Genomic DNA, 26,727 nt, shown 5'->3' with positions numbered 1-26,727 from the left:
AGAAAACTTTAAAGAAAGGTGTCCAATATCTATATCAGAAGGAGTTTTATAATGAAAGAAAACGATGAAAAGTACCTGACTTATGCACCAAAAGAAGAGATGGTCACCATTGAAACGGGTGGCAAATCTCCAAATTTAAAACATGCAGCTGGGGATTCAGTTGATGAACATGAACAGCAGGAAACGGCAAATGCTATTATAGGTGCTAAAGAAATTGGACAGCAAAACGAAAACCTATAATTAAAGGAGTGAATGGATTGGAGACAATCGATCCTAAAAAAGTGAAATCAGGTGATGAGGTTTTTGTTATTTATCATAACCCTCATACTCCAAGTGTTGCAAACGTAAGGCCGGCAGAAATTGTACCGCATCCTAAAGACCCTAATGCAGTGGCCCTCTTCCTTAATGAATCCTTCCATTTAATAGAAGAAGACGATGCTTTGTTTTCATCTGAACATGATGCAGAACAGGCCTTTCAAGAATTGTATGGAGACTTTTAAATCATTAATAAGAAAGACTGTTATCTTGTGACAACAGTCTTTCAAAAATTAATTATCACAAAATTTGCGGCAATTCCCTCATTTCGGCAGTTGTTTCATCACCGCATAATGGGCATTTTAAATCTGAAGAGGCAAAATCTTTTCTCATCCAGCCATTGCAGCTATTGCAGGAATACACCTCTGTGTCCAGCATTACAACTTCCGGCTTGTCATCTTGGCCTTTTTTATTGAAAAAAATAGGAAACGCCCCCTTTTTTTCTTAGTATGGACAAGAAAGGGGAAAATTATAGAAAATGTTTTGAACAAATTTTGAATAGGAGGTGATGCAATGGACCGCCCGCAGAAAAAGAGAAACCTTACTATAGCAGGAACGGATATTGATGAAGTAAAAAGGCTGAACAGTCAATCCGGGCTATCATATAACGAAGCAAAAAAACGGCTCGCAGAAATTTACTATAAAAAATGAAGCAGTGAATATGTTCCTTTCATTAGTAGGATCAATCTTTAGTTATGGTGAAGAAACCTTTATTAAAGGCCAGAAATAAGCATGTTTTTCCGGAGAGTAGTGTACTATCGGTTCACCTTTAAAGTGCTTGCGGGGCAAAAATGAAGCTAAAGTGTTTTGATGTATCGTGCAAGAAGCTTCATGCAGCTGCCATTTTGTATGATGGATATCCCCGCGATAAACCTTTTCACCTTTTGTTACCCATAAGCAATACCTTTCAGTCAGCCATTCATCAAGTGTTCCGGGTTTTGAATTGAAGGGGCTTGATATTGGCTTATAATCTGCTTTGAATTGGCCGTTCTCTGAAGGACTTTGTGATCGCCTGCTTTCATAATTAATTTGTCCTTCAGACCTACTGACTTGCATTTTGGCATTCATATACGGAAGGAAATACAGCATTCTGGCCCCTGTTACGGCTAAAAAGTTGTCTGCATCCAGACTAAAAAAATATACGCCTTTAATGCCCGCATATTCCACATAAGTCCTTACATTCAATTCATTCATTGATTTCATAATTGGCAATGTCGGCAAGCCGCGCACCCTCATTTTACTGATCCAGAAAGGTACTGCTCCAACCCATGCTGTACCGTTGTATGTATCTAATGTTAACTTTGAGGGGATGTGTTTTTCCATTATTTCCGCAGGCACTGGCCAATGAGCAAATAATACATCATTCCATATTTGTTCCATAACCCAGGGTTTATCAGGCAGCGGAAAAGGCCTGTGTCCTGTTATCTTCAATTCTTCTTTCATTCCCTTACCGCCCTTCCACATGTTATATAAATGATTATTCCTCTTAATACCGGTATTAAACTTAGCTGGCATAAATGAATAGTTCTAACCTTGGGCATTACACTGTATTTATGAATGGAGGTGATGGTTCATGAATAGTCAGTTTTCTGCACCTTATCTGAAAACGCTAAGTCTGTCTCCTGAAAATCAGGAGTCTCCCATTCATTTTTTGAAGCACTGGAAAACACCGCAGGATTATTTTTATTTAAGAAACCATTTTTCCTACCCGCTAATAAACCCTCAGAATTTATTTTTGTCCATTAGCGGCAACGTGAATAAACGGGTGGAAATATCTTTAAGTGAACTTTCCCGCTTTCCTTCCAAAACCATTCTGGTCCCTCTGGAGTGCGCTGGCAATAACAGAGCCAAATTTAAACCAAAGGTTTTTGGTGAGCAATGGGAAGAAGGAGCAGTCAGTCAGGGGAAATGGAAAGGGGTGCCTTTAAAGGAACTGCTGGATCAAGCCGGACTTTTGGATGGAAGTAAAGAAGCTGTGTTTGCCGGAATGGATTTTGGTGAACGAAAAGATTTGAATGAATCCTTTTACTTTGCCAGAAGCCTGCCAATTGAAAAGGCACTCCACGAAGATACGATTGTAGCTTATGAGTATAACGGCAAGCCCATACCTTATAAGCATGGGTATCCATTCAGGCTAATCGTGCCTCAATGGTATGCAATGTCCTCCGTCAAATGGCTTATGAATATTTTTATTATTCGACATGAATTTAATGGTCCTTTTCAAACAAAAGATTATGTTTATTATCCTTTTAAAGACAGCGATCTGGATAAAAAGCCTGTTACAGCCATAAATGTTAATAGCACAATCCAGGAGCCTTTGAATTATTCCATTATTCAAGAAGGACTTCAGACTATTAGAGGAATTGCCTGGACTGGCACGGGAACAATTAATGAGGTGGCAATTAGCATTGATCATGGGGATACATGGAGGAAGGCCACGCTTAAATACAGGGAAAACGAAAAATTTTCCTGGGTAAAGTGGCATTTTGATTGGGAGGCATACAAGGGTGAGCATACCATTCTTGTGAGGGCCAGTGATTCAGAGGGCAATATGCAGCCAATAAAGCCTTACTGGAACAGAAAAGGATATGGATATAATGCTGTGCAAAAAATAAAAATTCAAGTGGAATAACACTTTTCATGTGCAATGTTCCTAATTTCCTTATTTACTCATAAACAAAAGAGAAGATGTCCAAAACATCCTCTCTTTTTCATTATAGATTTTATCACCACTGCAATCTAAATCAGCAATCCATGCATGAACAGATTTTAATTTTCTTGATCTGTTCTCTTACCTGCTTCAGGTTCACCAGGTGTCTGGTTGCCTGTTGTAGCCTGGTATCCCACCCGATAGGATGAAGTCCTCTTTTTTCTTAGAACTTCTGGCATTTTATACTGGCCCAGATCATCTTGAGCATCTTTTGGTGCCATTGAATTGCCTCCTTACTATTGTGTTATTCATCATACCCTTTGCGCGGAATGGAAATATCCACACCGACAACGTCTTCAATTACTGCATCCGCCTGTCCTTCCATATATGCGTCACTCACTTGTTCATGTGTTGTCGCCAGGCCTGATGAAAGCTGATCATTCCTCTTATAATCTTCAGTCTCATAATATCTGCCTGCAATATCTGTTCCCTCATTTTTGTCTTTTTTATTCATATGGAATCCCTCCTTCTAATTTAGAACTATCTTTATTTTGGACATTTTACTCATTATCATACTGTTCCATTTCAAACAGGAAGGGCAAAAACAAAAAATCTGCCCAAACACGGGCAGATTTTTTGCGCTGTCATTTTTTTAGATAATTAGTAGCCTCCGCCAACGAAAGCAGCACCAACAATGATTAGAAGTATAAACAGGACAACGATTAAAGCAAAACCGCCGCCATACCCTGCGCCTGCACCCATTCCAACACCTCCTGACATCTAGTGACAGTGTATGAAAATGATGTTTGTCCCGAATGGGCAATTATAAGGCGGGATGAAAATAAAATCAAAGATTCATTTATTATAAGCTGGCTGTATAAGATGTTTTTCAGTTATTGCCCCCTTGGAAGAGATTAACTCATTTAAAATGTGAATAAAAATAGGAGATTATTCAACAAATTTTAATTGGCAGGAAAAAAACTCTTTACTGCAAACGGATTCATGGTAAAATGGACATGTAATCAAGTTAGATGTCTGACGTCTATTCACAAACCTCTTTGATGAGAGGTCTATATTTTTGGCGTTTCGTAAAAACGTTTTCATTATTCTAAATTCAACAAATGAGGTGTCAACATGAGTTTTATATGGGGTTTATTAGGAGTTGCTGCTGTATTGGGGATTGCTTTACTCCTTTCATCAAATCGAAAGGCAATCAATCTCCGTACAATTTTAGGCGGGCTGGCTATCCAGTTTGTATTTGCCTTTGCAGTTCTCAAATGGGAACTTGGAAAAAAAGTATTAGAAAAAATGACATTTGCAGTAAATAATATTGTCGGATTTGCCAATGAAGGAATAAATTTTTTATTCGGAGGCTTGTTCCAGGAAGGTTCAGGAGTAGGAATGGTATTTGCCTTCCAAGTGCTGACTACAGTTATCTTCTTTTCTTCCCTTATCTCTGTTCTTTATTATACCGGGATTATGCAAATAATTATAAAGGTCATTGGCGGAGGTTTGTCCAAGCTGCTTGGAACAAGCAAGGCAGAGTCCATGTCTGCAGCAGCCAATATTTTTGTCGGACAAACGGAAGCTCCATTAATTGTCCGCCCTTTCCTGAACAAAATGACGAAATCTGAACTGTTTGCTGTTATGACCGGAGGCCTTGCATCAGTAGCCGGTTCAGTTCTTATAGGATACTCCCTTCTTGGGGTACCATTGGAATACTTGCTTGCTGCAAGCTTCATGGCTGCACCTGCCGGTCTTGTCCTCGCTAAAATTATGATACCTGAAACAGAAGTATCAGAGACAACAGACGACATAACTATTGAAAAAGATACTGATTCTGTAAATGTGGTAGACGCTGCGGCACGCGGTGCAAGTGTCGGACTTCAGCTTGCATTAAACATCGGTGCTATGCTTCTTGCTTTTATCGCTCTGGTCGCTCTTATCAATGGAATTATCGGATTTGCAGGCGGGCTTTTCGGATTTGAAAATCTTACACTGGAAACCATTCTTGGTTTTGTTTTTGCCCCTCTTGCATTTGCAGTAGGTGTTCCTTGGACTGAAGCTGTACAGGCTGGCGGATATATTGGCCAAAAGCTTGTATTGAATGAATTTGTTGCTTATTCAGCTTTCGCTCCAGAAATCAGCAGCCTGTCTCCAAAGACTGTTGCAGTAGTAAGTTTCGCGCTTTGCGGATTTGCCAACATTTCCTCTATGGCCATCCTCCTGGGCGGACTGGGCAACCTTGCTCCTGAACGCAGGAACGATATAGCCAAGCTTGGGATTCGTGCTGTAATAGCTGGAGCACTTGCTTCTCTTTTAAGTGCAGCAATTGCAGGAATGTTAATTTAATAGTTTTATAGCATACTGGATTAATCCGGTATGCTTTTTTTTGATGTAAATTCGGGAACAGGCGAGAATTGTCGAATATTATCTGAAAATTATTTTAATTCAGAGTTGATTTTATATTTTTGTTAATGTTAAAGTATGATTGTAAGCGTTACCATAAGTATTCTTCTAAAAGTTTTGCACCATGGAAATACATAGACTACTATTTTAAGGAGGAATTATATGAGTCAGCTAACTGCAGGTTTAAAAGAAAAGGTGGAAAAGTTTTTAAGCGGAAAGAAAAAATTATATATCAATGGTGAATTTGTTGAAAGCAAATCACAGAAAACGTTTGATACGTATAACCCGGCTACAGGAGAAGTTCTTGCTTCTGTTTTCGAAGCCGGTGCAGAAGATATTGATCTGGCAGTAAAAGCAGCCCGAAAGGCTTTTGATGAAGGCAAATGGTCAAAAATGAGCGCCTCTAAGCGCAGCCGCCTGATGTATAAGCTTGCTGATCTTATGGAAGAAAACAGTGAAGAATTAGCACAGCTTGAGACATTGGATAATGGTAAGCCAATCCGTGAAACAACTAATGCCGATATTCCTCTGGCTGTTGAACATATGCGATACTATGCAGGCTGGTCTACAAAGATTGTCGGCCAGACTATTCCTGTCAGCGGGCCATTCTTCAACTATACTCGCCATGAGGCAGTTGGTGTGGTGGGCCAAATCATCCCTTGGAACTTCCCTCTTCTTATGGCAATGTGGAAGCTGGGTGCTGCTCTTGCAACAGGATGTACGGTTGTACTTAAGCCAGCGGAGCAAACACCTCTTTCTGCATTATATCTTGCTGAGCTGATGGATGAAGCCGGCTTCCCTCCAGGGGTTGTCAATATTGTTCCAGGTTTCGGAGAAACAGCTGGCCAGCCGCTTGTCGATCATCCATTAGTAGATAAAATTGCGTTTACTGGTTCTACTGAAGTAGGCAAACTGATTATGTCAAATGCTTCAAAAACGTTAAAGCGCGTAACGCTTGAGCTTGGCGGTAAGTCTCCAAATATCATTCTGCCAGACGCTGATTTATCAAAAGCTATTCCAGGAGCTCTGAACGGTGTTATGTTCAACCAGGGTCAGGTGTGCTGTGCCGGCTCCCGTGTTTTCATACAAAAAAAGCAGTTTGATAATGTTGTAGCTGATATGGCTTCACATGCCAAAAAAATTAAACAAGGTGCCGGCATTCATGCTGACACAGAAATTGGCCCGCTTGTTTCTGCTGAGCAGCAAAACCGCGTTCTTGGTTACATTGAAAAAGGACTGAGCGAAGGTGCCCAGCTTGTAGCAGGAGGCGAAAAGCCGCAAGAGCAAGGTTACTTCGTCTCCCCTACTATTTTTGCTGATGTTCGTGATGAAATGACGATTGCAAAGGAAGAAATATTCGGACCTGTTATTTCGGCCATGCCTTATGATGACTTAGACGAATTAATTAACCGGGCTAATAACAGTGAATATGGTTTAGCTGCGGGTGTTTGGACTCGGGATGTGGCAAATGCACACTATGTGGCCAACAAACTCCGTGCAGGTACAGTTTGGGTGAACTGCTACAACGCATTTGACGCAGCATCTCCATTTGGCGGCTACAAGCAATCCGGAATCGGCCGTGAAATGGGATCATACGCTCTGGATAACTATACAGAAGTTAAGAGTGTTTGGATTTCAATGAAGTAATAGCCGAACCAAAAAAGGAACCTTGCGGGGTTCCTTTTTTATTTATCAGAAATTCTATCTTGGATTTCTGAGCCCTGTCTAGCTTCAGCGCCTGTCCCCTCGAGGTCACAAGCTTGTCTAGTTGCGGCTCCTAGGGACTCGGGGTCATAAGTAAATCCCTTCCAGAAGGAAAGAACACCTTCTTACAGGGCACGTCTTATGCCTGTCGTCCCTGAGAAGTCGCCTCCACATTCCAAGCAATCCTCCCAAAAAGTAAAGAACGACCTTGGAATAACCATGGTACCGTGGTAATATTTTCGCATTTGTTCCTTGATTTATAATTATTTAGATTCTATTTAAGGGGACTGACGTCCGCTTGTCTCTTTTGACAATTTTATCTCTCATCCCCCATCTGAACATCTATCAAGGTCATTTCATCGGCCAGCTTCAAAGCTTCCTTTAATGTCTGTTCAAATTCATTCAATTGATGAGGTCTTACACCTTTTACTCCAAAACTGTTAGCTAATTGCACAAAGTCAGGGTTGCCAAAAGCAGTTCCAAAACTGCTATGGAATTTTTCCTGCATCATTTGTTCCTCTAATTTTAATGCTGCATTATTTAAAACAATGATGATAAACGATAGGCCTAATCGTTGAGCCGTTTCTAATTCAGATATATTCATTAAAGCCCCTCCGTCTCCGGTGATACAAATAACCGGAGCATCTGGACAAGCTATTTTGGCACCAATGGAACCTGGCAAGGCAATCCCCATTGAGGCTAAGCCATTTGATATAATGAGTCGACCGGCTTGATTTGGTTGGTAGGTGCGGGCAATAGATACCTTGTGGGCACCTACATCAGAAATGATGATGGTGTTTTCTGGTGTGATTGTTTCAATCACCTTTAAGACATTTTCTATCGTCAATGATTGATCTTTTTTTGAATCTGTATCGATTTGGTAAGCCAATTTAACCCTTTCTCTTAAATTCCCCATCGGAACCCATGGTTTAAATGGAAGTTCCAGTTGATTAAGTGCCTGTAAGGTCTGATTTAAATCACCTACCAATTCTCCCTTTAAAGGATAGTGTTCATCCATTTCGGCTGGAATTGGATCAATATGTAAAATAGGACGCTGCTTTTTATTCCAATCCTTAGGAGGCTTTTCAACAAAATCATACCCTACGACGATTAACAAATCAGCTTCCTCTATGATTGGTAAAACTTCATCCTTTTCATTAAATCCAAATGTATAAAAATTAAGGGGATTGTCTTTAGGTAACACCCCTTTCGCCATAAAACTATGGATAACAGGTGATTTTAGCTTCTCCACAAATGTGATGAGTTCCGAAACAGCTTCTTGTCTTATTATACCGTTGCCTGCTATGACAAGTGGTTTCTGGTATTGACCTAATATAGTACATGCACTCTCTAAAGCTTGTGAACTTGGTGTACTTCTTGGAATAGGTGTCACAGGTAATGTGTGATTAGAAATCATCTGTGAAGAAAGATTCTCTGGAAATTCAATTAAAATAGCACCAGGTTTTTCCATTTGAGCTAATCTAAAGGCCTTGCGAATGATCATTGGAATGGTACTTGAATCTTTTATTTGAACACTCCACTTTGTTACAGGTTCAAATATTTTGACGATATCCAAATATTGATGGGATTCCTGGTGCTGCCTATTAAAGCCAGCTTGTCCTGTTATGGCTACAACTGAAGAATGGTCCAAATTTGCACTCGAAATTCCAGTCAAAAGGTTTGTGGCACCAGGTCCTAATGTCGCTGTGCACACACCAGCCTTTTTTGATAATCTGCTGTAAACATCCGCCATAAAAGCTGCTCCTTGTTCATGACGAACATTTACAAACTGAATTTGTTTCGATTTTGACAATGAATCAATCAGATCAAGGGTTTCCTTCCCCACAATACCAAAAATATACTCTACGCCCTCATTTTCTAAGCATTGAACAAGTAAATCGGTTGCTTTCATACGACTCCCCTTTTCAAACTAGCTTTTTCCTATTTTTCTTCTTCATTTATTAAAATAACCTTTCGATCTTAGGAGGAAAGGTTGTAAGCATGACGTAAATCGGCTGCTTTTCTTATTGCTTCACTTTGATTTCCCCTGTATTAAGAATAAGTTCACAGATTATCCATAGGATTTTTGATGGATATTATTTATCCTTATATTGGGAGGGGAAATAATGAAAAAAGTTTATATTATATCCGCTATTATCGTAATATTAGGCATAGCAGCCGGCATTTCTTTTTTTATTATTCGTGATATGACTGCCAAGATACCTGATCATATTACACTTTTAACAGATGATGAGAAGGTATATGACTTTGCAGAGTCGGATAAAAAACTGAAGCTTGTTGAATTTATTTATACGCACTGTCCGGATATTTGTCCGACTACTACACAAAGGATGAATCTGCTGAAGGGTGATCTTAGCAAGGAAGGTGTTTTTGGGGAGAAGGTGCAATTCATTACTGTAACGATCGACCCCTATAGAGACACCGCGGAGGTCCTTCGAAAATATAGAAATACCTTTGAAATCGAAAATGATGGCAATTGGGTCTTTCTTACTGCAGAGCCTGATAAACTGAAAAAAGATCAGTCTGAAATTCAAGATCTCGCTAACACGTTTCAATTTCAATACCGTGATCCCGGTGATGGTTTTTACGTTCATAGCACCTTTGTCTATTTGCTTGACGAGAATAACAAGTTTATTAAGAAGTTCCCCATGGGAGAAGACTTTGATAAGAATGATGTTTTCAATAAGATTATGAAGCAAATATAATAAAAAGTGGCGGATTCTGGATCCGCCACTTTTTTTAACCTAATTCGCAGAAGAAGATAAATTTTTGTTTTGGTTAATGAGTATTAAAGTTTTTGATCTTGGCTTTGAAAAGCTTACTTTAATACCGGATTTTTTTAATCTGTTTACCAAATCAACCAGCTGCTTTTTAGCCATTTGAAAAACTCCTTTTTCCCTGCCTGTATGATTAATATTTTACATGAAAAATATGAAAAAACTATGAACAAAAAGAAACATTTTATGATTTTTGGAAGCATTTTTAAGGTTTTAATAAAAGTGTATGCTTGGTCCTCTCTTCATTGAGAGCTGTCTTATGATAGTTCCCTTCTGCCCAGCTGCTCATCTGGTCATGATACCATGGGCTTAGAGGATGTCCGGATTGTCCCGGTCCAACAAGATGATAGGCAGTATTCATGTTTTGCGTATCCACCACAAATCTCCACGAGCCCCCATGATTTACTGTACCATCTTCTTTATTAGCTGCGGCCTGAACAGTGACTGAACTTCCGCCAACAGGAATCTGCCCTTCTCTATTAAACAAGAAGTTTAAAGGTTTTACACTTGAAAGCGGATGGGAAAAGGCTAATTGGTGATAGTCTCCCCATTTCCATTCAGACAGATTATTTCCTTGAAGTTCTGCAGCTTTCTTTACTGCTGAACTCAATGATCGAGAAAGGACTTCCTCCAGTCCCCCCTTTTCTTCTATCCAGCGGCTTTCCCTGCCTTTTGCTGCATTTCTCAATAATTCATCCACTGCCTGCTTTTGCCCTTTAAAAAGCTTCCTCATTTCTGCTGATATCTCATCTTCAAAAAGAACATCGGAAATGTTTTTCATCCAAAGATTGAAAATGAGAGGGGCTGCTCCATCCTTACTGTCGTTATAATCCCATTTACTCAAGGCTGATAAAGCTTCCTTTTCAAGATTGGAAGATGGCTTTCTAATTTCAGACAGGAAAACGGGTATAAATTCCTCTGCCTGCAGGTTCTTCTGATCCATCTGCAGGGTCATCATGTCTTCTGCTATAAGATCATTTTTGCTTTTCAGGAACTCCTGAATGCGCATTTGCCTATAGGGCTGTGCCCAATCATGACTTATATGGTAAGCATAGCTGTCATCCATAACCTTATTGTTTGCAGTTGAGATGTATCCTTCTTTTGGATTAATCGCTTTTGGCAGATGATCATAAGGTATATAGCCCTCCCAGCCGTATTCATCCGACCAGCCAGGTACTGGCAGTAATCCGTCTCCTTTCTTTCTGATGGGGATTTTCCCGTTTGCTTTATAGGCTATTGTTCCATCTGGCGAGGCAAATACAAAGTTCTGTGCGGGTGTATGAAATAACTCCAATGCTTCTTCAAATTGATTCCAGTCCGATGATTTATTCATTTTTAGAATGGCTTCCAGTTCTTTTGAAGGTTCAAGGGCAGTCCATTGCAAAGAAAGAACGGTATCTTTGCCGCTGTCTGCAGCAAATTCCGAAATTACAGGTCCGTGGCGTGTAATCGTTACTTGATAGCTAATTGTCTCCTTGTCTTTTACCTTAATTGGTTCTTCAATTACTTCTGCCTTTTCCCATTTTCCATTGAATAGAAACTCATTTTTATTGGAAGGATTCCTTTTTTCAATATACAAATCCTGGACATCTGGTCCTGTATTGGTTACTCCCCATGCAATGTTCTCATTGTGACCGAGAATAATGCCCGGAATACCTGCAAAAATGACTCCGCTGACGTTCATTTCCGGGGATTGCAAATGCATCTGATACCATATGGAAGGTGTGCTGAGTGATAAATGCGGATCATCTGCAAGAATTGGCTTTCCGGATGCCGTTTTGCTGCCGGCTGCAACCCAGTTATTGCTTCCGTTAAATTCCGGTGGAGTGATTGCATTTGCAAAGCTTTCTTCAATATTTAAGTCGTGTTTTCCTATTATGTATGGGGCTTCTTCCGGATATGAGGGGAATAATTCATACGCTTTTTCTTCCGGAAAATGCTGAAGGAGATAATAGCGGAATGCCTGGCTTTCCCAGTGTCCTCCAAGATCATATGCCATATATTTGCCTATAGTAAGTGAATCCACGGGAGTCCATTCTTCAGGCTTATAGCCAAGTATGGAAAATTCAGGCGGCCATTTTCCATTTTCTTTGACCTCTTTAATATATAGATTTACTCCTTCTGCAAACCAGCCTAAAATCTGCTTTGCTTCCGGGGAGTAGGCTTCATAGGATGCTTCTGCAGCCCTTCTCAGCCCAAGTGTCCTAAAGTATTTATCATTTTCAACGGCTCCTTCCCCGATCACTTCACTTAATCTCCCAGATGCCTGCCGCCTGCTTAAATCCATTTGAAAAAGGCGATCCTGAGCTTGCACATATCCCTGTGCAATAAAGAGGTCTCGTTCATTATCCGCAAGTATGTGGGGAATGCCATTGCCGTCGCGATTTACCCTAACATCCGCAGTTATGGATCCAATTTTGACCTCTCCTTCTGTTTTAGGGATTGAGCGCGATAAATAACCAAACATAACGAAAAATGCCGCAGCCAATAACACTAATAGGATTGCAAAGCCCCATAGTGAGTATTTCTTCCACTTTGATTTTGGCTTGAGCTGGACTCCAATATGACCTCCCATAGAAATCCTTCCTTTATATTATATTTTTACTTCGAACTGTCCGGAGAGCTTTAATTGACCAGCTTCATTTTTAACTGAAACTTCTCCTGTCAGTCTCTTCTCATCTTCTTCCATTCTCTCCCCTGTCACTTTTCCTTCTATTGTCAGTTTCTCGCCAGGACGCGTCATTTTGCTGAAGCGCACTTTGAACTTTCTCAGGTTTTTTCTCGGAAACCAATCAGCCAGTGCTTCGCCTGCCATTCCCATAATGAGCATCCCATGGGCGATCACACCGTCCAATCCCGCTTTTTCCCCAACCGGTACTACTGTATGAATTGGATTAAAATCACCGGATGCTCCTGCATATTTGACCAGCTGTGTATGTGTGATTTCGGGTTTGTGAATTGCTGTTAAATCGCTCATTATTCTGTTCCCCTTCTTTCGATAATGGTAGATTCCGAATATAGAACCTTGATTCCTTCACTGTTTTTGTAATGAATTCCTATAGTGATAAAACGGAGATTCCTCTTTTCAAATGCTGAGATTAACTGAGGACCGGCAGTTATTGTATCGCCAGCACATAATTCCCCTAAATAGCGATATTCCTGACCTCCGTGAAGAACCTTAAGGGGGTCAAGGCCGAATAGGCTGATTAGGGTTTCGAAATCCAATCCTCCCCACATCTCTATGGCCGTCGGAAATGTGGGCGGAATGGGGATGTCCCGGTACCCCTCTTTTCTCGCAATGTCCGCATCATAATAAATAGGATTCCTGTCTCCAATTGCCATAGCAAATTCCCTGATTTTTCCCCTCTCAATTGTGAAGCGGAAAGGTTTTAGTTTTACATCTTCTTTTAAAAGAGATTCCATTACAAAAAGCACTTCCTCTCATTATGTTTATAATCTTTATGTATTCGACTTTTACCTGCCGCTTCCTTTTAATTTTCTTAACTTTTATGAAGCCGGCAGATTGCATTATGAAGAATTCGCGATTACGTGCTAAAAGTGGTATACTTTTAAGGATTATGTATTTGGAGGAATAAAAATAATATGATAACTGTCAGTAATGTAGGTCTTCGATACGGCGACCGCAAACTATTCGAAGATGTTAATATTAAATTTACACCTGGCAATTGCTATGGTTTGATTGGAGCAAATGGTGCCGGTAAATCAACTTTTCTAAAGATTTTATCCGGTGAAATCGAGGCACAATCGGGAAGTGTTCATTTAGGTCCAGGCGAGCGCCTTGCTTTCCTGAAACAGAATCATTTTGAATACGAAGAGGTTGAAGCATTAAAAGTAGTCATCATGGGACATGCCCGCCTGTATGAAGTGATGCAGGAAAAAGATGCGATTTATATGAAGGCTGATTTCACTGATGAAGATGGCATGAAGGCTGCTGAACTTGAAGGTGAATTTGCAGAACTGAACGGATGGGAAGCAGAATCTGAAGCAGCTATTTTGCTGAAGGGACTGGGCATCGAAGAAGAACTTCATGACAAAAAAATGGCTGACCTTTCTGGTTCCGAAAAAGTGAAAGTTCTTCTTGCGCAAGCCCTTTTCGGCAAGCCGGATGTTCTTTTGCTGGATGAGCCGACCAACCACTTGGATATCAAAGCCATTCAATGGCTTGAAGAATTCCTGATCAACTTTGAAAATACTGTTATTGTTGTATCCCATGACCGTCACTTTTTAAACAAAGTATGTACTCATATTGCCGACCTTGACTTTGGTAAAATTCAGATTTACGTTGGGAACTATGACTTCTGGTATGAGTCGAGCCAGCTTGCCCAAAGAATGGCTCAGGATGCTAATAAGAAAAAGGAAGAAAAAATCAAGGAACTGCAAAGCTTTATTGCCCGCTTTAGTGCAAACGCATCAAAATCCAAGCAGGCAACTTCACGCAAAAAGCTTCTTGACAAGATTTCTTTGGATGACATTAAACCGTCCTCCAGAAAATATCCGTATGTCGGATTTTCCCCTGACCGTGAAATCGGGAATGATTTGCTAAGGGTAGACGGCATCAGCAAAACAATAGATGGCGTTAAAGTTCTGAATAATGTCAGCTTTATTATGAACAAAGATGATAAAATTGCGTTAGTTGGCACAAACGAATTGGCGAAGACCACATTATTTAAAATATTGACTGGTGAAATGGAGCCGGATGAGGGAACGTATAAGTGGGGTGTTACAACATCTCAATCCTATTTTCCGAAAGATAACTCGGAGTTCTTCGAAAACTCTGATTTGAATCTTGTGGACTGGCTGCGCCAATTCTCACCCGCTGATGACAGTGAAAGTTTCCTGAGAGGTTTCCTTGGAAGAATGCTATTCTCTGGTGAGGAAGTTCTAAAGAAAGCAAGCGTTCTCTCAGGTGGAGAAAAAGTCCGCTGCATGCTTTCCAAAATGATGCTGAGCGGTGCAAATGTACTTATGCTGGATGAGCCAACCAACCACCTTGATTTGGAATCCATTACAGCATTGAACAATGGGCTTATTAATTTCAAAGGGTCTTTGGTCTTTGCATCACATGACCATCAGTTCATTCAAACCATTGCCAACCGAATTATTGAAATTACACCGGCTGGCATCGTCGATAAGCAAATGACATATGATGAGTATTTAGAAGATTCATCCATTCAAAAACAAGTTGCTGAAATGTATCAGTAGACAGTAAAAGCAGGAGGAAATAACCTCCTGCTTTTAGTTTTGTTAAAAATCTTGTTTTTTCTTTTTATGTCGTGCAGAAGAAGCCGTCCTGCTGCCCGTTTCCATATTGGTTGTACCTTGCCCTTCGATGTTTGGGGAACTTAGTCCAGCCTTTGAAGGGTCTTTTTTGCGTTTGCTCATTATTAAACACCTCCTTTCTTACTGTTTCGTGTTAAGGCTATTTTTATCCATGGAATAAAAATGGAGAACAAAAGCCAATCTAACAAACGGAGGAGGTGTTAACATTGACGAAAAGAGTAGCGGTTGAACAATCCTTAACAAATGTTTCGGAAGCGCTTCGCCAAAAAGGATATGAAGTGGTTGATATGAAGTCGGCGCATGATGCTGAGAACTGCTCCTGCTGTGTAGTGAGCGGTGTTGATTCAAATGTGATGGGTATGCAGGATGTTTCTACAAAGGCTTCTGTCATTGAAGCAAGCGGCCTATCTGCGGATGAGGTATGCCGTCAGGTGGAGCAAAGAATGCAATAAAAGACTGTCCAAAGACTAAAGAGAAATTCTTTAGTCTTTTTTCAAAAAAAAATAGACGGGCATTAAACATTAAACCCGTCTTCTTCTTCTTCTGGCTTTTTCCTTTAGATTTTTCCTCAATATTAGCATAAAGATCCCAAATAAAAATATCGTTAACCCGACTCTGCCATAGTATCCAGTTGTCTCTTTCTCAGGCTCCTTATCTGTTTTCAGCTGGCTGGAAGCCACTTCATCTTGTTTGTCTTCCAGAAGCTTAACAGATTGAATGATCCTTCCGTTTTCATTCTTAATCTGCAGCTTTCCTTTTGCTGTAATGTCTTCTTCGTAGATTCCTTTTGGTAATGTTATGGCTACATTTTCACCGCCAGTTGTATAGGTTTTTCCATCGGAAGGAAAAACGTCAGTGCTGCTAAGTGTAGAAGTTTCAAAGTTGCTGAACCCATAGTTCAAAAGGTTTTTTGTATCATTATAAATATCCCGCTTAAATTCAGCTTTTAATACAATGGCCGTTAACTTTATTGAATCGTTTTCGGCAGAAGTGGCGAGGGTCTGCTTCGCTTCATCAACGAAACCGGTTTTTCCCCCTGTCACTCCTTTGAATGGAACCTCACCTTTAAGCATCCTGTGATGAGTAAAGATGGTGGTGTCCCATGACTTTCCTGCCCACTTCATTTCCTTTGTTCCATATATTTCCCTAAAGGTCTCATTTTTCAGGGCGTAATTAGTTAATTTTGCAAGGTCCCCTGCCGTTGTATAGTGGTTTTCATCATACAAGCCATGAGGATTAACAAAGTGAGTATTTTTTAATCCTGCACTATCTTCCAGATAGCGATTAAGATTCTCAGAGAATGCTTTCGTATTGCCGTCCAGATGCTCAGCAATGCTCCAGGCGGCATCATTTCCTGAATTAATCAGCATTCCCTGTATGAGTTTTATTAAAGGCACTTTTTCTCCTTCCTCCAAATAAACTCGTGTTCCTTCAACCTCTGATGCTTTCTTGCTTATAGTTGCTATGTCCTTTAAGTCTCCATTTTCAATGGCATATATGGCTGTTGCTATTTTTGTCAAACTGGCCGGGTACATCTTTTTATCCGCATTTTTTGCATACAGAACTGCATCTGATTCAGAATCTGTTACGATTGCGGCTTCACTGATAATTTCAGGGTCTTTTGTTTTTTCAGCTGCTGCATATGCAGTCGGAAAACTGAATAAAAGCAGGATGAAAGCAAGCAATTTCTTCATGAATACACATCCAATTCAAACCGATAATCATTACTGATTGTACCAGACAATTCAAGCATGCTTATATGATATTTATAAATTGTTACATAATTGAAAATTTAATGCCGTATTTTGTGAAGAATGATAATGAAAGGTAATGCCCTGTTTCTATCTTTTCCAAAACAGCAAGAACTTAAAATTTTGAAAAACAAAAAAGCAATCCAATTGGACTGCTTTTTAGCTGGAGCATCCTCCTCCACAGCTCGAACAGCTGGAGCCGCCTGAATCATGTCCTCCTCCGGAATCATGATCACCATGGCTGCTGCAAGAGAACCCGGTGCAGTAAACCATTCCTGCAGCACTGTCTTTTGCGAGTTCCGGGGGAAGAAGTTCATTCATATGGTCCTCGAACCCATCTGGGTCATAAACCGAAAAATACACGGCTGGAAACAACAGAGAGGAATACTGGCTTACAGATGCGGGCTCCGTAAATTCAAGCGGCTTTTTCCCAAGCTTCATTGATTCTGATTCAGATATTTCATGCTTCAGTTTTTCTATCATTCTCTTTTTCAATTCAAGCCAATCAGTTCCTGCCCTGAAATACTTATTTAGCAGTTCAGTCTCATTCATGCTTCTGAAATCCTCAAGTATTTCCTTTTTAATCGGATTTTGCAAAAACCTTCCCCAAATTCTTCTGCTATTATGGCCTGCTTCAAAAAGACTTAAGTACACCCAGTCAAAAAAAGCCCTTTCCCCTGGGATGGGGTTGCTGTCCATATTTGGGGAATGGTGCAGGTATTCCCCAAAGAAGTTTTTTGAAAACTGATCATAATCACGGGTAAACATGAGCATTTCATGCCATATTTCATCCGCTTTACTGCTGAACATAGGCACTGTTTTCAGTATGGCATTCATCACAAAATATCTTTTCAGCTCAAAAAATGTCCAATCATATGCGTAGTCTTTCCATTTCGGGTGCTCTCTCAGTACACGATTTTTTATATTCTCCCTGTACCCTTCAGGCAAAAATTTTTCTAATTTTTGAATCAGTGGAAGATAGTCGTCTGACTGCATTCCCAGATGTTCAGGAAGTGGCTCATCTTTAATAAAGGGATCTCTTTTTGAACCAGTAATTAGAACTTTAATGAATATGGCAGCGAAAATCACACCAAAAATAAACAAAAATATTTCCATATAGAACCTCCCCCAATCTATATATATTTCAATTATATATGAAATTTACAATATTTAGCAGGGTGGGTTTGAAAAAAAAACCGCCTAATAAGGCGGCATTGCTAATTTTTTGTCTTTATATAAAAACGCTTTAAAAATTCTACATAAATATCATCATGAACAAGCCATGCCTGGTATTTTCTTTTAATAAAATTTTCTGCCTGCTGAAAGTTCTGATAGGGTTCGCGGATTGGCTTTCCGTTCATTTCCAGAATCCAATCGTTCTCGCCTGCAGCAAAAATAAAAAATTTGTCTCCTTTCTTATTTTCGTAAAGAGATCCCTGCATAGAACTTTTATTATTGTATTTGTTCCTGAATGCATCCTGCCTCATGGGATCCAGAGGAAAAATATCCTGAACGAATAGTTTATAAGCATCTTTTCCCATGGAACAGCCTGATGCTTTTGCATGTCCTCCTCCTCCAAACTTTCCGGCGACGGCAGATACATCAACGTGGTCATGAATGGTCCTGAAACTGATTTTTTTGCCCCCCAGGTTTAAGATAGCGATATAATCCAAATGGGGAAAATCTTTGCCAAGTTCATTACCTAATTCAGAATGATAGGATTCAGCATGGACGATGCCAGCACAAAATTCACCAATGAAAGTTTGGACAATTTCCCGCTTCTTCCGTCTAACATAACGCTCAATCTTTTCCTCTTCCATTTCCAGTAATTTTTGTTCAAAATCATCAAATTCGAAATGGTCTGAGTTTATAATTCTTTCCGTCATTTTTTCTTCGAATTCTTCAATGGAAACCATAAAGAATAGATCATTCAGATTCTTTGCTTTAATATTCTCATTTTGATCCCATTCCCAAGTATCATACTGGCGGACAAGTTCTACGAATTCGTCCAGAGCCAGGGATGATTTAATCAGTTTATGTTCCAGGAGATACTCATACAGCAAAGAGGTTGCAGCGGTGAGCCTGCCATCATCATATTGAACCTTCACTCTGCCCCAGCTGTAATCATTAAAGTGCAGGGCTGTTTTGTGATGGTCAATTAATCTGACTTTGCCGCCGCTTTTTTCCAGATCATCAAGCCTAATCAAGTTTTCATCATTAACAGATAAATCCGTGATAATTAAAAAGTCATCCTTCAAATTTTTTTCATTTTCGAACAATTTTTCAATCTGATGATCAAGTCCCATTACAGAGTTATAGCGTACCTCGACATCTTTTCCAAAAGCAATCTTTGCAATGATGCCGCATCCGACGCCATCAAGGTCATTATGTGTATACAGCCTGTACAATTTCAATCACCTGCTATTCTTAGACTCATTCCTCTACTAGTTTGGATGTGCAGGAAAATTCTATGCGGAAAATCCCCGCTGCAATCAACGGGGATTTTCCGGTTAAAGCAATATATAGGCCAGAGGCGCAGCAATCAGTATGGTTAAAATGGTTCTTTCTGCCCAGATGACCAGCAGCTGCGGAATGGTGATCGGGATCTCTGTTGATAAAATACACGGGACAAGTGCAGAAAAGAATATGATAGCTGATACTGAAACGACTCCGATAACAAATTTAGTGGCCAGTGCTGCCTCTGCTGCAAGCAATGCCGGCAAAAACATTTCAGCTATCCCCACTGCACTTGCTTTTGCTGCTAATAATGGCTCAGGCAGCTGCACCAGAGCAGTAAATGGATAAAAGATATATCCAAGCCAGTCGAAAACAGGAGTGAATTCTGCTAGAACCAATCCTAATAAGCCTACAGACATAATGGATGGCAAAATGGACATCGTCATGACAATCCCATCTTTTAAATTATCTCTGATGTTTTTCCATAAAACCGGGGACTGTGCGGCTGTATCCATCGCTTCTTTCCAGGCTTCCTGCAGACGGCTCCCTGAAAAGCTTTCCATTGGAGGCTGCTGTCCATTGTAATATTCTTCGCTCATTGATCTAAGAGGCCAGATTCTTACTGTAATAGCCGTTACGATGAAGGTTACAGCAAAGGTCGTCCAAAAATATGTGTTCCAGATTTCCATCAATCCAAGTGTTTTGGCAACAACAATCATAAAAGTTGCGGAGACGGTTGAGAATCCGGTAGCAATAATGGCGGCTTCCTTAATACTGTATTTCCCTTCTTTGAATACCCTGTTTGTAATGAGCAACCCGATTGAATAGCTTCCTACAAAGGATGCCACCGCATCGATTGCAGATTTCCCGGGTGTCTTCCAGATCGGCTTCATAATCGGCTGCATTATGACACCGAAAAATTCAAGGAGGCCATATCCAACCAGCAGTGCCAGAAAAACGGAGCCGATTGGAACAAGCAGCCCGACTGGCACGACGAGTTTGTCAAACAAAAACGGTCCCATACTCGGGTTGAATAGCCAGTCAGGGCCATAGCCGGAGACGATCATTATGGCGACAAATAACCCAATCACTTTAAAAATGGAGAATACAATATTTACTTTGTTCTTGTTCCAGGATTTTGTATAGAAAGGATAAATGGCGCCAAGCATGATGATGAGTAAGGCATAATAAGGGACAGCTGCAGGTATGGAAGTCTGAATGGCTGTGACAATATGGTCAAGCATGATGGAGGATTTCTCATTAACGGTGACAGGAACAAAAAACATAAATATGCCAATTGCGCTGAAAAGAAAAAATTTAACCTTATTTTTCAAAGCTGCATTTGGATTCTTGAGCTCAGGCTGGTGAGATTGATTCACTGCAGTTTCTTTTTCCATTCTCATTCCCCCTAGTAATTTAGAGGTAAGGAGCAAAGTCAGCCCCTTACCTTCTGTTCATTAATGCTGTCAAAAAGGTCAGAAAAGTGTACGTACCTGCTTTTACCGTTGGCTGTGCCTTGTGATCTCTTGTTGGATCGAGGCAAACTATATCCATGGCTGCCGTTTTGGAAGAAAGTCCTGCCGCATATACCGCATTGAATAATTCTTCTGTGCTCATGCCGCCTGGTGTGGATGCAGGAACCCCAGGAGCAAAGCCGATATCAAGTACGTCCATGTCAATCGTGACATAAATTTTATCCACTTTTGACTCCAGCTGCAAAAGTGCTTCTTGAACCGTTTCTTCAATTCCCCGTCTCCTGGCTTCTTTAAGCGTAATATAATTGAGTTTGTGCTCTTTTGCATACCTGATAAGTGACTGGCTGTTAAAAAAGCCATGAAGGCCAATATTATAGACATTTTCCCCTTTAATCATGCTGTTCTGTATCAGGTTGCGGATTGGTGTCCCATTAGTCGGCCCGTGGTCTTCAAGGCTTCTGAGATCAAGGTGAGTATCCAGCTGGAGTATGCCGATTTCTTTTTCTGGCTCCAGTTCTTTCAGGCCGCTGACGAGCATGGCTGTAATGGAGTGGTCTCCCCCAATCGCAATTGGAAATGAATGAGGAAATTGTTTTCTTACATCTTTCATTGTCTGTTTAATATTGGAATGGCATTGCGGAATATCCGTGAAATGCATTTTTACATCGCCAAGATCTGCAACCTTCATCTTTTGAAGATCACTTTCAAAATCCAGATTGTACGTGGAAAAGCCTTTCCAGGATCTCCTGAATGATTCAGGGAATTCAGATGCTCCTGATGCGCTTATGGATGAGCGGGAAAGGGGGACACCGAATAGCACGACATCCCATTTTTCTTTTTTCAGCTCCTCTTCCCTTTGGATTTGACGAATCCATTCATTCACCTTTATGTCAGTTCCTAATTCGGCTTGCGGCCAAAAGAACCCGGGAGGATTTATTGTTGGCAGCATAAGCTTCCTCCTTTAACGACCACTTTCCCATTTTTAATCACTGTGTCTGTATGGTTCATTCCGTAGTGATATTGCATTTGCATGTAGTTTGGAACATTGAGCAGAAGCAGATCAGCCTTTTTCCCGGCTTCAATACTCCCCACTTCTTTTGCCCGATTGATGGCATGTGCTGCATTAATTGTAGCGGCAGTAATGGCTTCTGCCGGTGTTAAACCCATGTGCATACAAGCAAGATTCATCATAAAAGGCATGGAGCAGGTTGGCGAAGAGCCGGGGTTGCAATCCGTTGATAAAGCAACCGGCACACCTTTATCGATCATCCGGCGGCCCCTGGCGGCTTCAGCCATCAAGAAGAAAGCTGTGCCTGGAAGAAGCACACCTATTACTCCCTTTTCAGCCATCATCTCCATTCCTTTATCAGATGCTCTAAGCAAATGATCTGCAGAGATAGCACCGACTTCAGCGGCAAGTTCTGCCCCCTCATATGGTTCGATCTCATCAGCATGGATTTTCGGAATCAGGCCAAGCTTCTTCCCTGCTTCGAGCAGCTTTCTGGACTGTTCTGGAGTGAATACGCCCCTTTCACAGAAAATATCGTTGAATTCAGCAAGCTTTTCTTCTGCTACTTTCGGAAGCATTTCTTCAATGACCAAATCAACAAAAGCGTCTGGATTCTCTTTGTATTCTGCGGGAACCGCATGTGCACCCATAAAGGTGCGGACAACATCCACCGGATGCAGTTCGTCCGCTTTCCGGGCTGCAGTCAGCTGCTTGCGCTCCGTTTCCCAATCCAGGCCATATCCGCTTTTTGCCTCTATTGTGGTTACACCGTGTTTAAGAAAGCGATCAAGACGGACAAGGCTCGCTTCTACCAATTCCTCTTCAGATGCTTTTCTGGTCATTGAAGTGGTGGCGTGAATTCCGCCGCCATTGTTCATAATTTCCATATACGTCGCCCCGTTCAGACGCATATTGAATTCCTCTTCCCTGCTGCCTGCATAAACTAGATGTGTATGCGGGTCAACAAGTCCTGGAAGGAGAATTTTCCCTGAGGCATCAATGATTTCAGCATCATGAAGCCGGCTTTTATAGTCAGCTTCAAGTTCCGCTGTTGTACCTGCTGATTTGATAATGTCTTCTTCAATCCATACCGCCCCGTCTTCTATGATGTGAAGTTCGCTCATTTTTTCTTTTGTCAGCGGCTGTACGGAGCTGCCCTTTAATGTAATCATTTGATTTGCATGTTTGATAAAAATAGGTTTTGAGTGCATAATGTGCTCCTCCTTAAAAAATGGAAGTTCCAATCCATAATAATCATGAATTGGAGTGCTTCCTATTAAAAAATATAAAAGGTTATTTGCCAGTTTAAGAGTTTTTTTGCAGAATTAAACTGGCTTCTTTGCAAATTGGCTTGGTTTTTTTGCTGATTTGGTGTTTTCTTTGCTTGTTTTCCGCCATTATTTGCAAAGTTCATAAAATACAATAGAAAATCTTTATTTCATCATCGGAATGTTTACGCCTTTTTCTTTTGCTGTTTTGATAGCAAGATCATAGCCTGCATCAACATGGCGCACAATTCCCATGCCCGGATCAGATGTAAGTACCCGTTCAAGGCGCTGTTCTGCTTCCTTTGTGCCGTCTGCCACGATAACCATTCCTGCATGAAGTGAGTAGCCCATTCCTACGCCGCCTCCATGGTGGACGGATACCCAGCTCGCACCGCCGACCGCATTGATCAGTGCATTCAGGATCGGCCAGTCTGCCACTGCATCGCTGCCGTCCTTCATGCTTTCTGTCTCACGGTTTGGTGATGCAACGGAACCAGAATCGAGATGGTCGCGGCCGATAACAATCGGTGCTTTCAATTCACCTTTTGCCACCATGTCATTAATTATTTTTCCAAATTTGGCGCGCTCCCCATATCCAAGCCAGCAAATTCTTGAAGGCAGTCCCTGGAATTGAATTTTCTCCTGTGCCATCTTGATCCATTTGCAAAGGTGTTCATTATCAGCAAATTCGCGCAGAATCACTTCATCTGTTTTATAGATATCTTCAGGATCTCCTGATAGTGCTACCCAGCGGAAAGGTCCCTTTCCTTCACAGAATTGCGGCCGGATGTAGGCAGGCACGAATCCAGGGAAATCAAAAGCCTTCTCAACACCTTCATCTTTTGCCACCTGACGGATATTGTTTCCGTAATCAAATGTGACTGCACCTTTCTTTTGCATGTCCAGCATAGCCTGAACATGGACAGCCATGCTGGCCTTTGATTTCTGAACATATTCAGCAGCATTTTTCTCTCGCAGAACAGCTGCTTTTTCTAAAGAATAGCCGATCGGAACATAGCCATTTAAAGGATCATGTGCAGAAGTCTGGTCAGTCAGGACATCAGGGATGAAGTTCATTTCCAGCATTTTTGGCAGAATTTCAGCTGCATTGCCTAAAAGACCGATAGAAAGCGGGCGGCCTTCATGTTTTGCCTCTCCTGCTAATTTAATTGCCTCTTCAATTGAATAAACTTTTGTATCCAGATATTTGGTTTCAAGTCTGCGGTCAATGCGGTGTTCATCTACATCAATAGCAATGCAGACACCATCATTCATTGTTACAGCAAGCGGCTGAGCGCCCCCCATTCCGCCGAGGCCTGCGGTTAGAGTAATGGTCTGTTTCAGTGAGCCGGAGAAGTGCTGTCTGCCAAGCTCGGCAAATGTTTCATAGGTACCTTGTACGATTCCCTGACTGCCGATGTAAATCCAGCTTCCAGCTGTCATTTGGCCATACATCATCAGGCCTTTCTTATCAAGCTCATGGAAGGTATCCCAATTTGCCCATGCTGGCACAAGATTCGAGTTGGCGATCAATACCTTCGGTGCATCTTTATGTGATTTAAAGACCGCAACCGGCTTTCCTGATTGAACAAGAAGTGTTTCATCGTCTTCTAATTCAAGCAATGTTTTGACAATTGCGTCATAGCAGTCCCAATTTCGTGCTGCCTTCCCAATCCCGCCGTAAACAACCAGCTCTTCAGGGATTTCTGCAACTTCTTTGTCTAAGTTATTCATTAGCATGCGGAGTGCTGCTTCCTGAATCCAGCCTTTAGCATGAAGCTCACTGCCTTGATAGTTTTTTATTTCTCTTTTTGTTTTCGCTTTCATTGTTATCCCTCCAATGTTATCTCATATTTAGATTTTATAATAAGAACTGTCTGAAAAGTATAATAATTAAGTTTGATTTTTTATAATTTTATTAGGTTTTAATAGTGTTTTTCTGTAAATTTTATATAAATGTAAGTATTTTTATAATTAGAGTAAAAAAATAAACCCCCGGTTACACGGAGGTTTTATGCATGATCTTTCTAAATTGATTTGGCGGCATTCCTTTAATCTTACTGAAAACTTTATTGAAATATTGCTGATTGCGAAAACCGCAGACAGACGCGATCTCCTTAATGCTTATTTCTGATTCGATCAAAAGCTTGGCAGATTGCCTAATCCGCGTTTCATTAAGCAGCTCCCGGAACGACTTGCCGCATTTTTTTGCGAGCATGGAGCTGATATAATTCGGGTTTCGGTCTGCATATTCAGCTGCCCTTTCAAGGGTAACCTTAGGGTCCCAGTAATTCGTCTCTATAAAGAATAGGACTCGGTCAGTAAGTTCCAGCTTCAGCTTTTTATCAGAGCGTATGGTTTCAAAAATATAGGAAATGAAGCTAATCATTTCGTTAATGACCTGGTAGATCAAAGGGGAATAAAGGATAGTCTGGAATAAACGAAGATATTCTTTCTCCATATCACCGTCTGCCAGCCGGAAAGTCTTCATATGCCTGCGAATTTGCGCAAGAATACTGGTCAGCCGAATTCTGATGAGTCCCGGTTCCGGATAAGGGTCTGCCAAAGTAAGAAACTCCTCGTAAAACCAAGACTTCAGCGCTTCTAAATCAGACTGATTCAGGAAATCAATCCACCTGCTCTGTTCCTCAGGGGTTAAGAATGGATCAATTGATAGCCATTTAGGCAATGAGCTGTCCTCAATTATCTGATTAAATCCCCTGTAAAACGTTACCTCCATCAGTTTCCTGTTGGCAAGATAGTGGCTTCTGACGGTTCCGCTGTCCTCCTTACCCGTATAAATGCTGATGGCAATTTGTTCTGCTGACGTTTCCTGCCAGTCTCTCATAAACCTGAGGCTCTCCTCTTTCCAGGCCACATCAGATTTTTCTGCAATAATCAAAATCATATCACTCAAAATAAAATAGTGAACTGCTTTTTGGAAAGTATAGCTTTCAAGAAATTTAAAAAGCTCAGGAAGCTCCAGCGGGTTTTTGGACTTAATTCCGATAGATACAAGAGGTTGAGCCGAATCAGATTCTTCTATAAATAAATCCTGGTAATTGAAGTCTTTTTCAGCTTTCTTACTGAAGTTTTGTTCAGCAGTCCGACTAATCATCTGATTGCGCCTATGAATCTTTCGCGCTGATTTCAATAAAATATCTGCTGAAATCGGCTTAAGTATTAAATCGGATACACCCATGTCGATTGCTCTTTTTGCTTGTGAGAAGGTCGCTTCCATTGTTAAGGCAATCAAATCCGGCCCTATGATCTGAGTGGTTTTTAAAAATGAATCATAACTTTCTTCATTTATCAGATCAAGTTCAAAAATCAATAGGTCTGGCTGAAAAGTTTCAAGCTTCTTAATAAGTCCTGATTCATTTTGGGCAGACTCTACCTGCCATGCGTTCATAGAAGATTTAAGAAGCCACTCTATGCCTTTCGTATCGTACTCATCCCGATTGGCCACAAGTACTTTGTACATGCTGCCACATCCTTTTTTAATTCTATTATGAAATAATATTTTGGCAGATGTAAAGAAATTATCGTAAAAATCTCAGAAATATTAGACAAGTAATGATGCCCTTCCT

Annotated in this window: 28 protein-coding genes; 9 read left to right on the top strand and 19 right to left on the bottom strand. The window is 40.8% G+C overall.

Annotated features, from left to right (window positions below; all coding sequences use genetic code 11):
* Positions 1 to 51 precede the first annotated feature (51 nt).
* Positions 52 to 240, top strand: coding sequence for a hypothetical protein (locus DFO72_RS06215; protein ID WP_113880904.1), 189 nt, complete (start codon positions 52 to 54; stop codon positions 238 to 240).
* Between the two features lie 17 nt (positions 241 to 257).
* Positions 258 to 500 carry a transcriptional regulator SplA domain-containing protein gene (locus tag DFO72_RS06210; protein WP_113880905.1) on the top strand — a complete coding sequence of 81 codons (243 nt, stop codon included), beginning with the start codon at positions 258 to 260 and terminating at the stop codon, positions 498 to 500.
* A gap of 55 nt (positions 501 to 555) precedes the next feature.
* On the opposite strand, the gene DFO72_RS06205 is transcribed toward DFO72_RS06210, so the two are convergent.
* Complete coding sequence (locus DFO72_RS06205; protein ID WP_026041562.1) at positions 556 to 738, bottom strand: cold-inducible protein YdjO-related protein; 183 nt, start codon at positions 736 to 738, stop codon at positions 556 to 558.
* 90 nt (positions 739 to 828) lie between these two features.
* Here DFO72_RS06205 and DFO72_RS29330 point away from each other — a divergent pair, with 90 nt between their 5' ends.
* Positions 829 to 966, top strand: a complete 138-nt coding sequence (locus DFO72_RS29330) for a hypothetical protein (RefSeq protein WP_166672429.1) — start codon at positions 829 to 831, stop codon at positions 964 to 966.
* A gap of 42 nt (positions 967 to 1,008) precedes the next feature.
* Here the strand turns inward: DFO72_RS29330 and DFO72_RS06200 are convergent, their stop codons facing one another.
* The gene (locus DFO72_RS06200; RefSeq protein ID WP_113881225.1) at positions 1,009 to 1,758 is read right to left on the bottom strand and encodes a YqjF family protein; all 750 of its coding nucleotides are present in this window, start codon (positions 1,756 to 1,758) and stop codon (positions 1,009 to 1,011) included.
* A gap of 130 nt (positions 1,759 to 1,888) precedes the next feature.
* On the opposite strand from DFO72_RS06200, the gene DFO72_RS06195 reads away from it, so the two are divergent.
* Positions 1,889 to 2,947 carry a sulfite oxidase gene (locus tag DFO72_RS06195; RefSeq protein WP_113880906.1) on the top strand — a complete coding sequence of 353 codons (1,059 nt, stop codon included), beginning with the start codon at positions 1,889 to 1,891 and terminating at the stop codon, positions 2,945 to 2,947.
* A gap of 137 nt (positions 2,948 to 3,084) precedes the next feature.
* Here the strand turns inward: DFO72_RS06195 and DFO72_RS29325 are convergent, their stop codons facing one another.
* From DFO72_RS29325 to DFO72_RS06185, 3 genes are all read right to left on the bottom strand, one after another.
* The gene (locus tag DFO72_RS29325) at positions 3,085 to 3,246 is read right to left on the bottom strand and encodes a hypothetical protein (protein ID WP_009334581.1); all 162 of its coding nucleotides are present in this window, start codon (positions 3,244 to 3,246) and stop codon (positions 3,085 to 3,087) included.
* Between the two features lie 23 nt (positions 3,247 to 3,269).
* On the bottom strand, positions 3,270 to 3,479 hold the full coding sequence (locus tag DFO72_RS06190; RefSeq protein ID WP_113880907.1) for a YozQ family protein: 210 nt from the start codon (positions 3,477 to 3,479) through the stop codon (positions 3,270 to 3,272).
* A 146-nt stretch (positions 3,480 to 3,625) separates the two neighbouring features.
* Positions 3,626 to 3,727, bottom strand: coding sequence for a YjcZ family sporulation protein (locus DFO72_RS06185; RefSeq protein WP_019379865.1), 102 nt, complete (start codon positions 3,725 to 3,727; stop codon positions 3,626 to 3,628).
* A 372-nt stretch (positions 3,728 to 4,099) separates the two neighbouring features.
* Between DFO72_RS06185 and DFO72_RS06180 the strand changes: the two genes are divergently transcribed.
* Together DFO72_RS06180 and DFO72_RS06175 are read left to right on the top strand one after the other, a co-directional pair.
* The gene (locus DFO72_RS06180) at positions 4,100 to 5,317 is read left to right on the top strand and encodes a NupC/NupG family nucleoside CNT transporter (RefSeq protein WP_113880908.1); all 1,218 of its coding nucleotides are present in this window, start codon (positions 4,100 to 4,102) and stop codon (positions 5,315 to 5,317) included.
* 219 nt (positions 5,318 to 5,536) lie between these two features.
* Positions 5,537 to 7,021 carry an aldehyde dehydrogenase family protein gene (locus tag DFO72_RS06175; protein WP_113880909.1) on the top strand — a complete coding sequence of 495 codons (1,485 nt, stop codon included), beginning with the start codon at positions 5,537 to 5,539 and terminating at the stop codon, positions 7,019 to 7,021.
* 373 nt (positions 7,022 to 7,394) lie between these two features.
* On the opposite strand, the gene DFO72_RS06170 is transcribed toward DFO72_RS06175, so the two are convergent.
* Positions 7,395 to 8,990, bottom strand: a complete 1,596-nt coding sequence (locus DFO72_RS06170; RefSeq protein ID WP_113880910.1) for an acetolactate synthase large subunit — start codon at positions 8,988 to 8,990, stop codon at positions 7,395 to 7,397.
* A gap of 214 nt (positions 8,991 to 9,204) precedes the next feature.
* Here DFO72_RS06170 and DFO72_RS06165 point away from each other — a divergent pair, with 214 nt between their 5' ends.
* The gene (locus tag DFO72_RS06165) at positions 9,205 to 9,804 is read left to right on the top strand and encodes an SCO family protein (RefSeq protein WP_113880911.1); all 600 of its coding nucleotides are present in this window, start codon (positions 9,205 to 9,207) and stop codon (positions 9,802 to 9,804) included.
* Between the two features lie 39 nt (positions 9,805 to 9,843).
* On the opposite strand, the gene DFO72_RS30365 is transcribed toward DFO72_RS06165, so the two are convergent.
* From DFO72_RS30365 to DFO72_RS06150, 4 genes are all read right to left on the bottom strand, one after another.
* Entirely contained in the window at positions 9,844 to 9,978 is a 135-nt protein-coding gene (locus DFO72_RS30365) for a hypothetical protein (protein ID WP_256816508.1), read from the bottom strand.
* 103 nt (positions 9,979 to 10,081) lie between these two features.
* Complete coding sequence (locus DFO72_RS06160) at positions 10,082 to 12,439, bottom strand: penicillin acylase family protein (RefSeq protein ID WP_181782250.1); 2,358 nt, start codon at positions 12,437 to 12,439, stop codon at positions 10,082 to 10,084.
* A 30-nt stretch (positions 12,440 to 12,469) separates the two neighbouring features.
* On the bottom strand, positions 12,470 to 12,853 hold the full coding sequence (locus tag DFO72_RS06155) for a MaoC/PaaZ C-terminal domain-containing protein (RefSeq protein WP_113880913.1): 384 nt from the start codon (positions 12,851 to 12,853) through the stop codon (positions 12,470 to 12,472).
* Positions 12,853 to 13,299, bottom strand: a complete 447-nt coding sequence (locus tag DFO72_RS06150) for an FAS1-like dehydratase domain-containing protein (RefSeq protein WP_113880914.1) — start codon at positions 13,297 to 13,299, stop codon at positions 12,853 to 12,855. Before DFO72_RS06150 ends, DFO72_RS06155 begins: the two co-directional genes overlap by 1 nt.
* 180 nt (positions 13,300 to 13,479) lie before the next feature.
* On the opposite strand from DFO72_RS06150, the gene DFO72_RS06145 reads away from it, so the two are divergent.
* Positions 13,480 to 15,099 carry an ABC-F family ATP-binding cassette domain-containing protein gene (locus DFO72_RS06145; protein ID WP_113880915.1) on the top strand — a complete coding sequence of 540 codons (1,620 nt, stop codon included), beginning with the start codon at positions 13,480 to 13,482 and terminating at the stop codon, positions 15,097 to 15,099.
* A gap of 42 nt (positions 15,100 to 15,141) precedes the next feature.
* On the opposite strand, the gene DFO72_RS06140 is transcribed toward DFO72_RS06145, so the two are convergent.
* On the bottom strand, positions 15,142 to 15,279 hold the full coding sequence (locus DFO72_RS06140) for a YuzL family protein (protein ID WP_019379858.1): 138 nt from the start codon (positions 15,277 to 15,279) through the stop codon (positions 15,142 to 15,144).
* 104 nt (positions 15,280 to 15,383) lie between these two features.
* Between DFO72_RS06140 and DFO72_RS06135 the strand changes: the two genes are divergently transcribed.
* Entirely contained in the window at positions 15,384 to 15,629 is a 246-nt protein-coding gene (locus DFO72_RS06135) for a YkuS family protein (protein WP_048011629.1), read from the top strand.
* Between the two features lie 69 nt (positions 15,630 to 15,698).
* Here DFO72_RS06135 and DFO72_RS06130 read toward each other — a convergent pair whose 3' ends face one another.
* The 8 genes from DFO72_RS06130 to DFO72_RS06095 form a co-directional block, all read right to left on the bottom strand.
* Positions 15,699 to 16,871, bottom strand: a complete 1,173-nt coding sequence (locus tag DFO72_RS06130; RefSeq protein WP_113880916.1) for a D-alanyl-D-alanine carboxypeptidase family protein — start codon at positions 16,869 to 16,871, stop codon at positions 15,699 to 15,701.
* A gap of 216 nt (positions 16,872 to 17,087) precedes the next feature.
* A complete protein-coding gene (locus DFO72_RS06125) occupies positions 17,088 to 18,044 on the bottom strand; it encodes a hypothetical protein (protein WP_113880917.1) in 957 nt (318 codons plus the stop codon).
* Between the two features lie 101 nt (positions 18,045 to 18,145).
* Entirely contained in the window at positions 18,146 to 19,336 is a 1,191-nt protein-coding gene (locus DFO72_RS06120; RefSeq protein ID WP_113880918.1) for a DHH family phosphoesterase, read from the bottom strand.
* Positions 19,337 to 19,438: 102 nt separating this feature from the next.
* A complete protein-coding gene (locus DFO72_RS06115; RefSeq protein WP_113880919.1) occupies positions 19,439 to 20,782 on the bottom strand; it encodes a YjiH family protein in 1,344 nt (447 codons plus the stop codon).
* A 46-nt stretch (positions 20,783 to 20,828) separates the two neighbouring features.
* On the bottom strand, positions 20,829 to 21,809 hold the full coding sequence (locus tag DFO72_RS06110; protein WP_113880920.1) for an agmatinase family protein: 981 nt from the start codon (positions 21,807 to 21,809) through the stop codon (positions 20,829 to 20,831).
* The gene (gene hutI / locus DFO72_RS06105; RefSeq protein ID WP_113880921.1) at positions 21,794 to 23,080 is read right to left on the bottom strand and encodes an imidazolonepropionase; all 1,287 of its coding nucleotides are present in this window, start codon (positions 23,078 to 23,080) and stop codon (positions 21,794 to 21,796) included. The genes DFO72_RS06110 and hutI overlap by 16 nt, the downstream gene beginning before the upstream one ends.
* Before the next feature lie 222 nt (positions 23,081 to 23,302).
* The gene (gene hutU / locus DFO72_RS06100; protein ID WP_113880922.1) at positions 23,303 to 24,964 is read right to left on the bottom strand and encodes a urocanate hydratase; all 1,662 of its coding nucleotides are present in this window, start codon (positions 24,962 to 24,964) and stop codon (positions 23,303 to 23,305) included.
* A gap of 172 nt (positions 24,965 to 25,136) precedes the next feature.
* On the bottom strand, positions 25,137 to 26,621 hold the full coding sequence (locus DFO72_RS06095; protein WP_113880923.1) for a response regulator transcription factor: 1,485 nt from the start codon (positions 26,619 to 26,621) through the stop codon (positions 25,137 to 25,139).
* Positions 26,622 to 26,727 lie beyond the last annotated feature (106 nt).

Source organism: Cytobacillus oceanisediminis (assembly GCF_004366035.1).
GTDB classification, from domain to species: domain Bacteria; phylum Bacillota; class Bacilli; order Bacillales; family Cytobacillaceae; genus Cytobacillus; species Cytobacillus oceanisediminis_C.
The sequence above is the reverse complement of the archived record's forward strand: the minus strand, read 5'-3'. Positions and strand labels throughout refer to the sequence as shown.

Coding starts and splice junctions, on each gene's coding strand:
- DFO72_RS06200 (WP_113881225.1), bottom strand. CDS start 1,758: ATGAAAGAAGAATTGAAGATAACAGGACACAGGCCTTTTCCGCTGCCT.
- DFO72_RS06125 (WP_113880917.1), bottom strand. CDS start 18,044: ATGGAAATATTTTTGTTTATTTTTGGTGTGATTTTCGCTGCCATATTC.
- DFO72_RS30365 (WP_256816508.1), bottom strand. CDS start 9,978: ATGGCTAAAAAGCAGCTGGTTGATTTGGTAAACAGATTAAAAAAATCC.
- DFO72_RS06145 (WP_113880915.1), top strand. CDS start 13,480: ATGATAACTGTCAGTAATGTAGGTCTTCGATACGGCGACCGCAAACTA.
- DFO72_RS06195 (WP_113880906.1), top strand. CDS start 1,889: ATGAATAGTCAGTTTTCTGCACCTTATCTGAAAACGCTAAGTCTGTCT.
- hutI (WP_113880921.1), bottom strand. CDS start 23,080: ATGCACTCAAAACCTATTTTTATCAAACATGCAAATCAAATGATTACA.
- hutU (WP_113880922.1), bottom strand. CDS start 24,964: ATGAAAGCGAAAACAAAAAGAGAAATAAAAAACTATCAAGGCAGTGAG.
- DFO72_RS06175 (WP_113880909.1), top strand. CDS start 5,537: ATGAGTCAGCTAACTGCAGGTTTAAAAGAAAAGGTGGAAAAGTTTTTA.
- DFO72_RS06110 (WP_113880920.1), bottom strand. CDS start 21,809: ATGCTGCCAACAATAAATCCTCCCGGGTTCTTTTGGCCGCAAGCCGAA.
- DFO72_RS06180 (WP_113880908.1), top strand. CDS start 4,100: ATGAGTTTTATATGGGGTTTATTAGGAGTTGCTGCTGTATTGGGGATT.
- DFO72_RS06190 (WP_113880907.1), bottom strand. CDS start 3,479: ATGAATAAAAAAGACAAAAATGAGGGAACAGATATTGCAGGCAGATAT.
- DFO72_RS06170 (WP_113880910.1), bottom strand. CDS start 8,990: ATGAAAGCAACCGATTTACTTGTTCAATGCTTAGAAAATGAGGGCGTA.
- DFO72_RS06150 (WP_113880914.1), bottom strand. CDS start 13,299: ATGGAATCTCTTTTAAAAGAAGATGTAAAACTAAAACCTTTCCGCTTC.
- DFO72_RS06185 (WP_019379865.1), bottom strand. CDS start 3,727: ATGGGTGCAGGCGCAGGGTATGGCGGCGGTTTTGCTTTAATCGTTGTC.
- DFO72_RS29325 (WP_009334581.1), bottom strand. CDS start 3,246: ATGGCACCAAAAGATGCTCAAGATGATCTGGGCCAGTATAAAATGCCA.
- DFO72_RS06165 (WP_113880911.1), top strand. CDS start 9,205: ATGAAAAAAGTTTATATTATATCCGCTATTATCGTAATATTAGGCATA.
- DFO72_RS06155 (WP_113880913.1), bottom strand. CDS start 12,853: ATGAGCGATTTAACAGCAATTCACAAACCCGAAATCACACATACACAG.
- DFO72_RS29330 (WP_166672429.1), top strand. CDS start 829: ATGGACCGCCCGCAGAAAAAGAGAAACCTTACTATAGCAGGAACGGAT.
- DFO72_RS06140 (WP_019379858.1), bottom strand. CDS start 15,279: ATGAGCAAACGCAAAAAAGACCCTTCAAAGGCTGGACTAAGTTCCCCA.
- DFO72_RS06215 (WP_113880904.1), top strand. CDS start 52: ATGAAAGAAAACGATGAAAAGTACCTGACTTATGCACCAAAAGAAGAG.
- DFO72_RS06095 (WP_113880923.1), bottom strand. CDS start 26,621: ATGTACAAAGTACTTGTGGCCAATCGGGATGAGTACGATACGAAAGGC.
- DFO72_RS06115 (WP_113880919.1), bottom strand. CDS start 20,782: ATGGAAAAAGAAACTGCAGTGAATCAATCTCACCAGCCTGAGCTCAAG.
- DFO72_RS06130 (WP_113880916.1), bottom strand. CDS start 16,871: ATGAAGAAATTGCTTGCTTTCATCCTGCTTTTATTCAGTTTTCCGACT.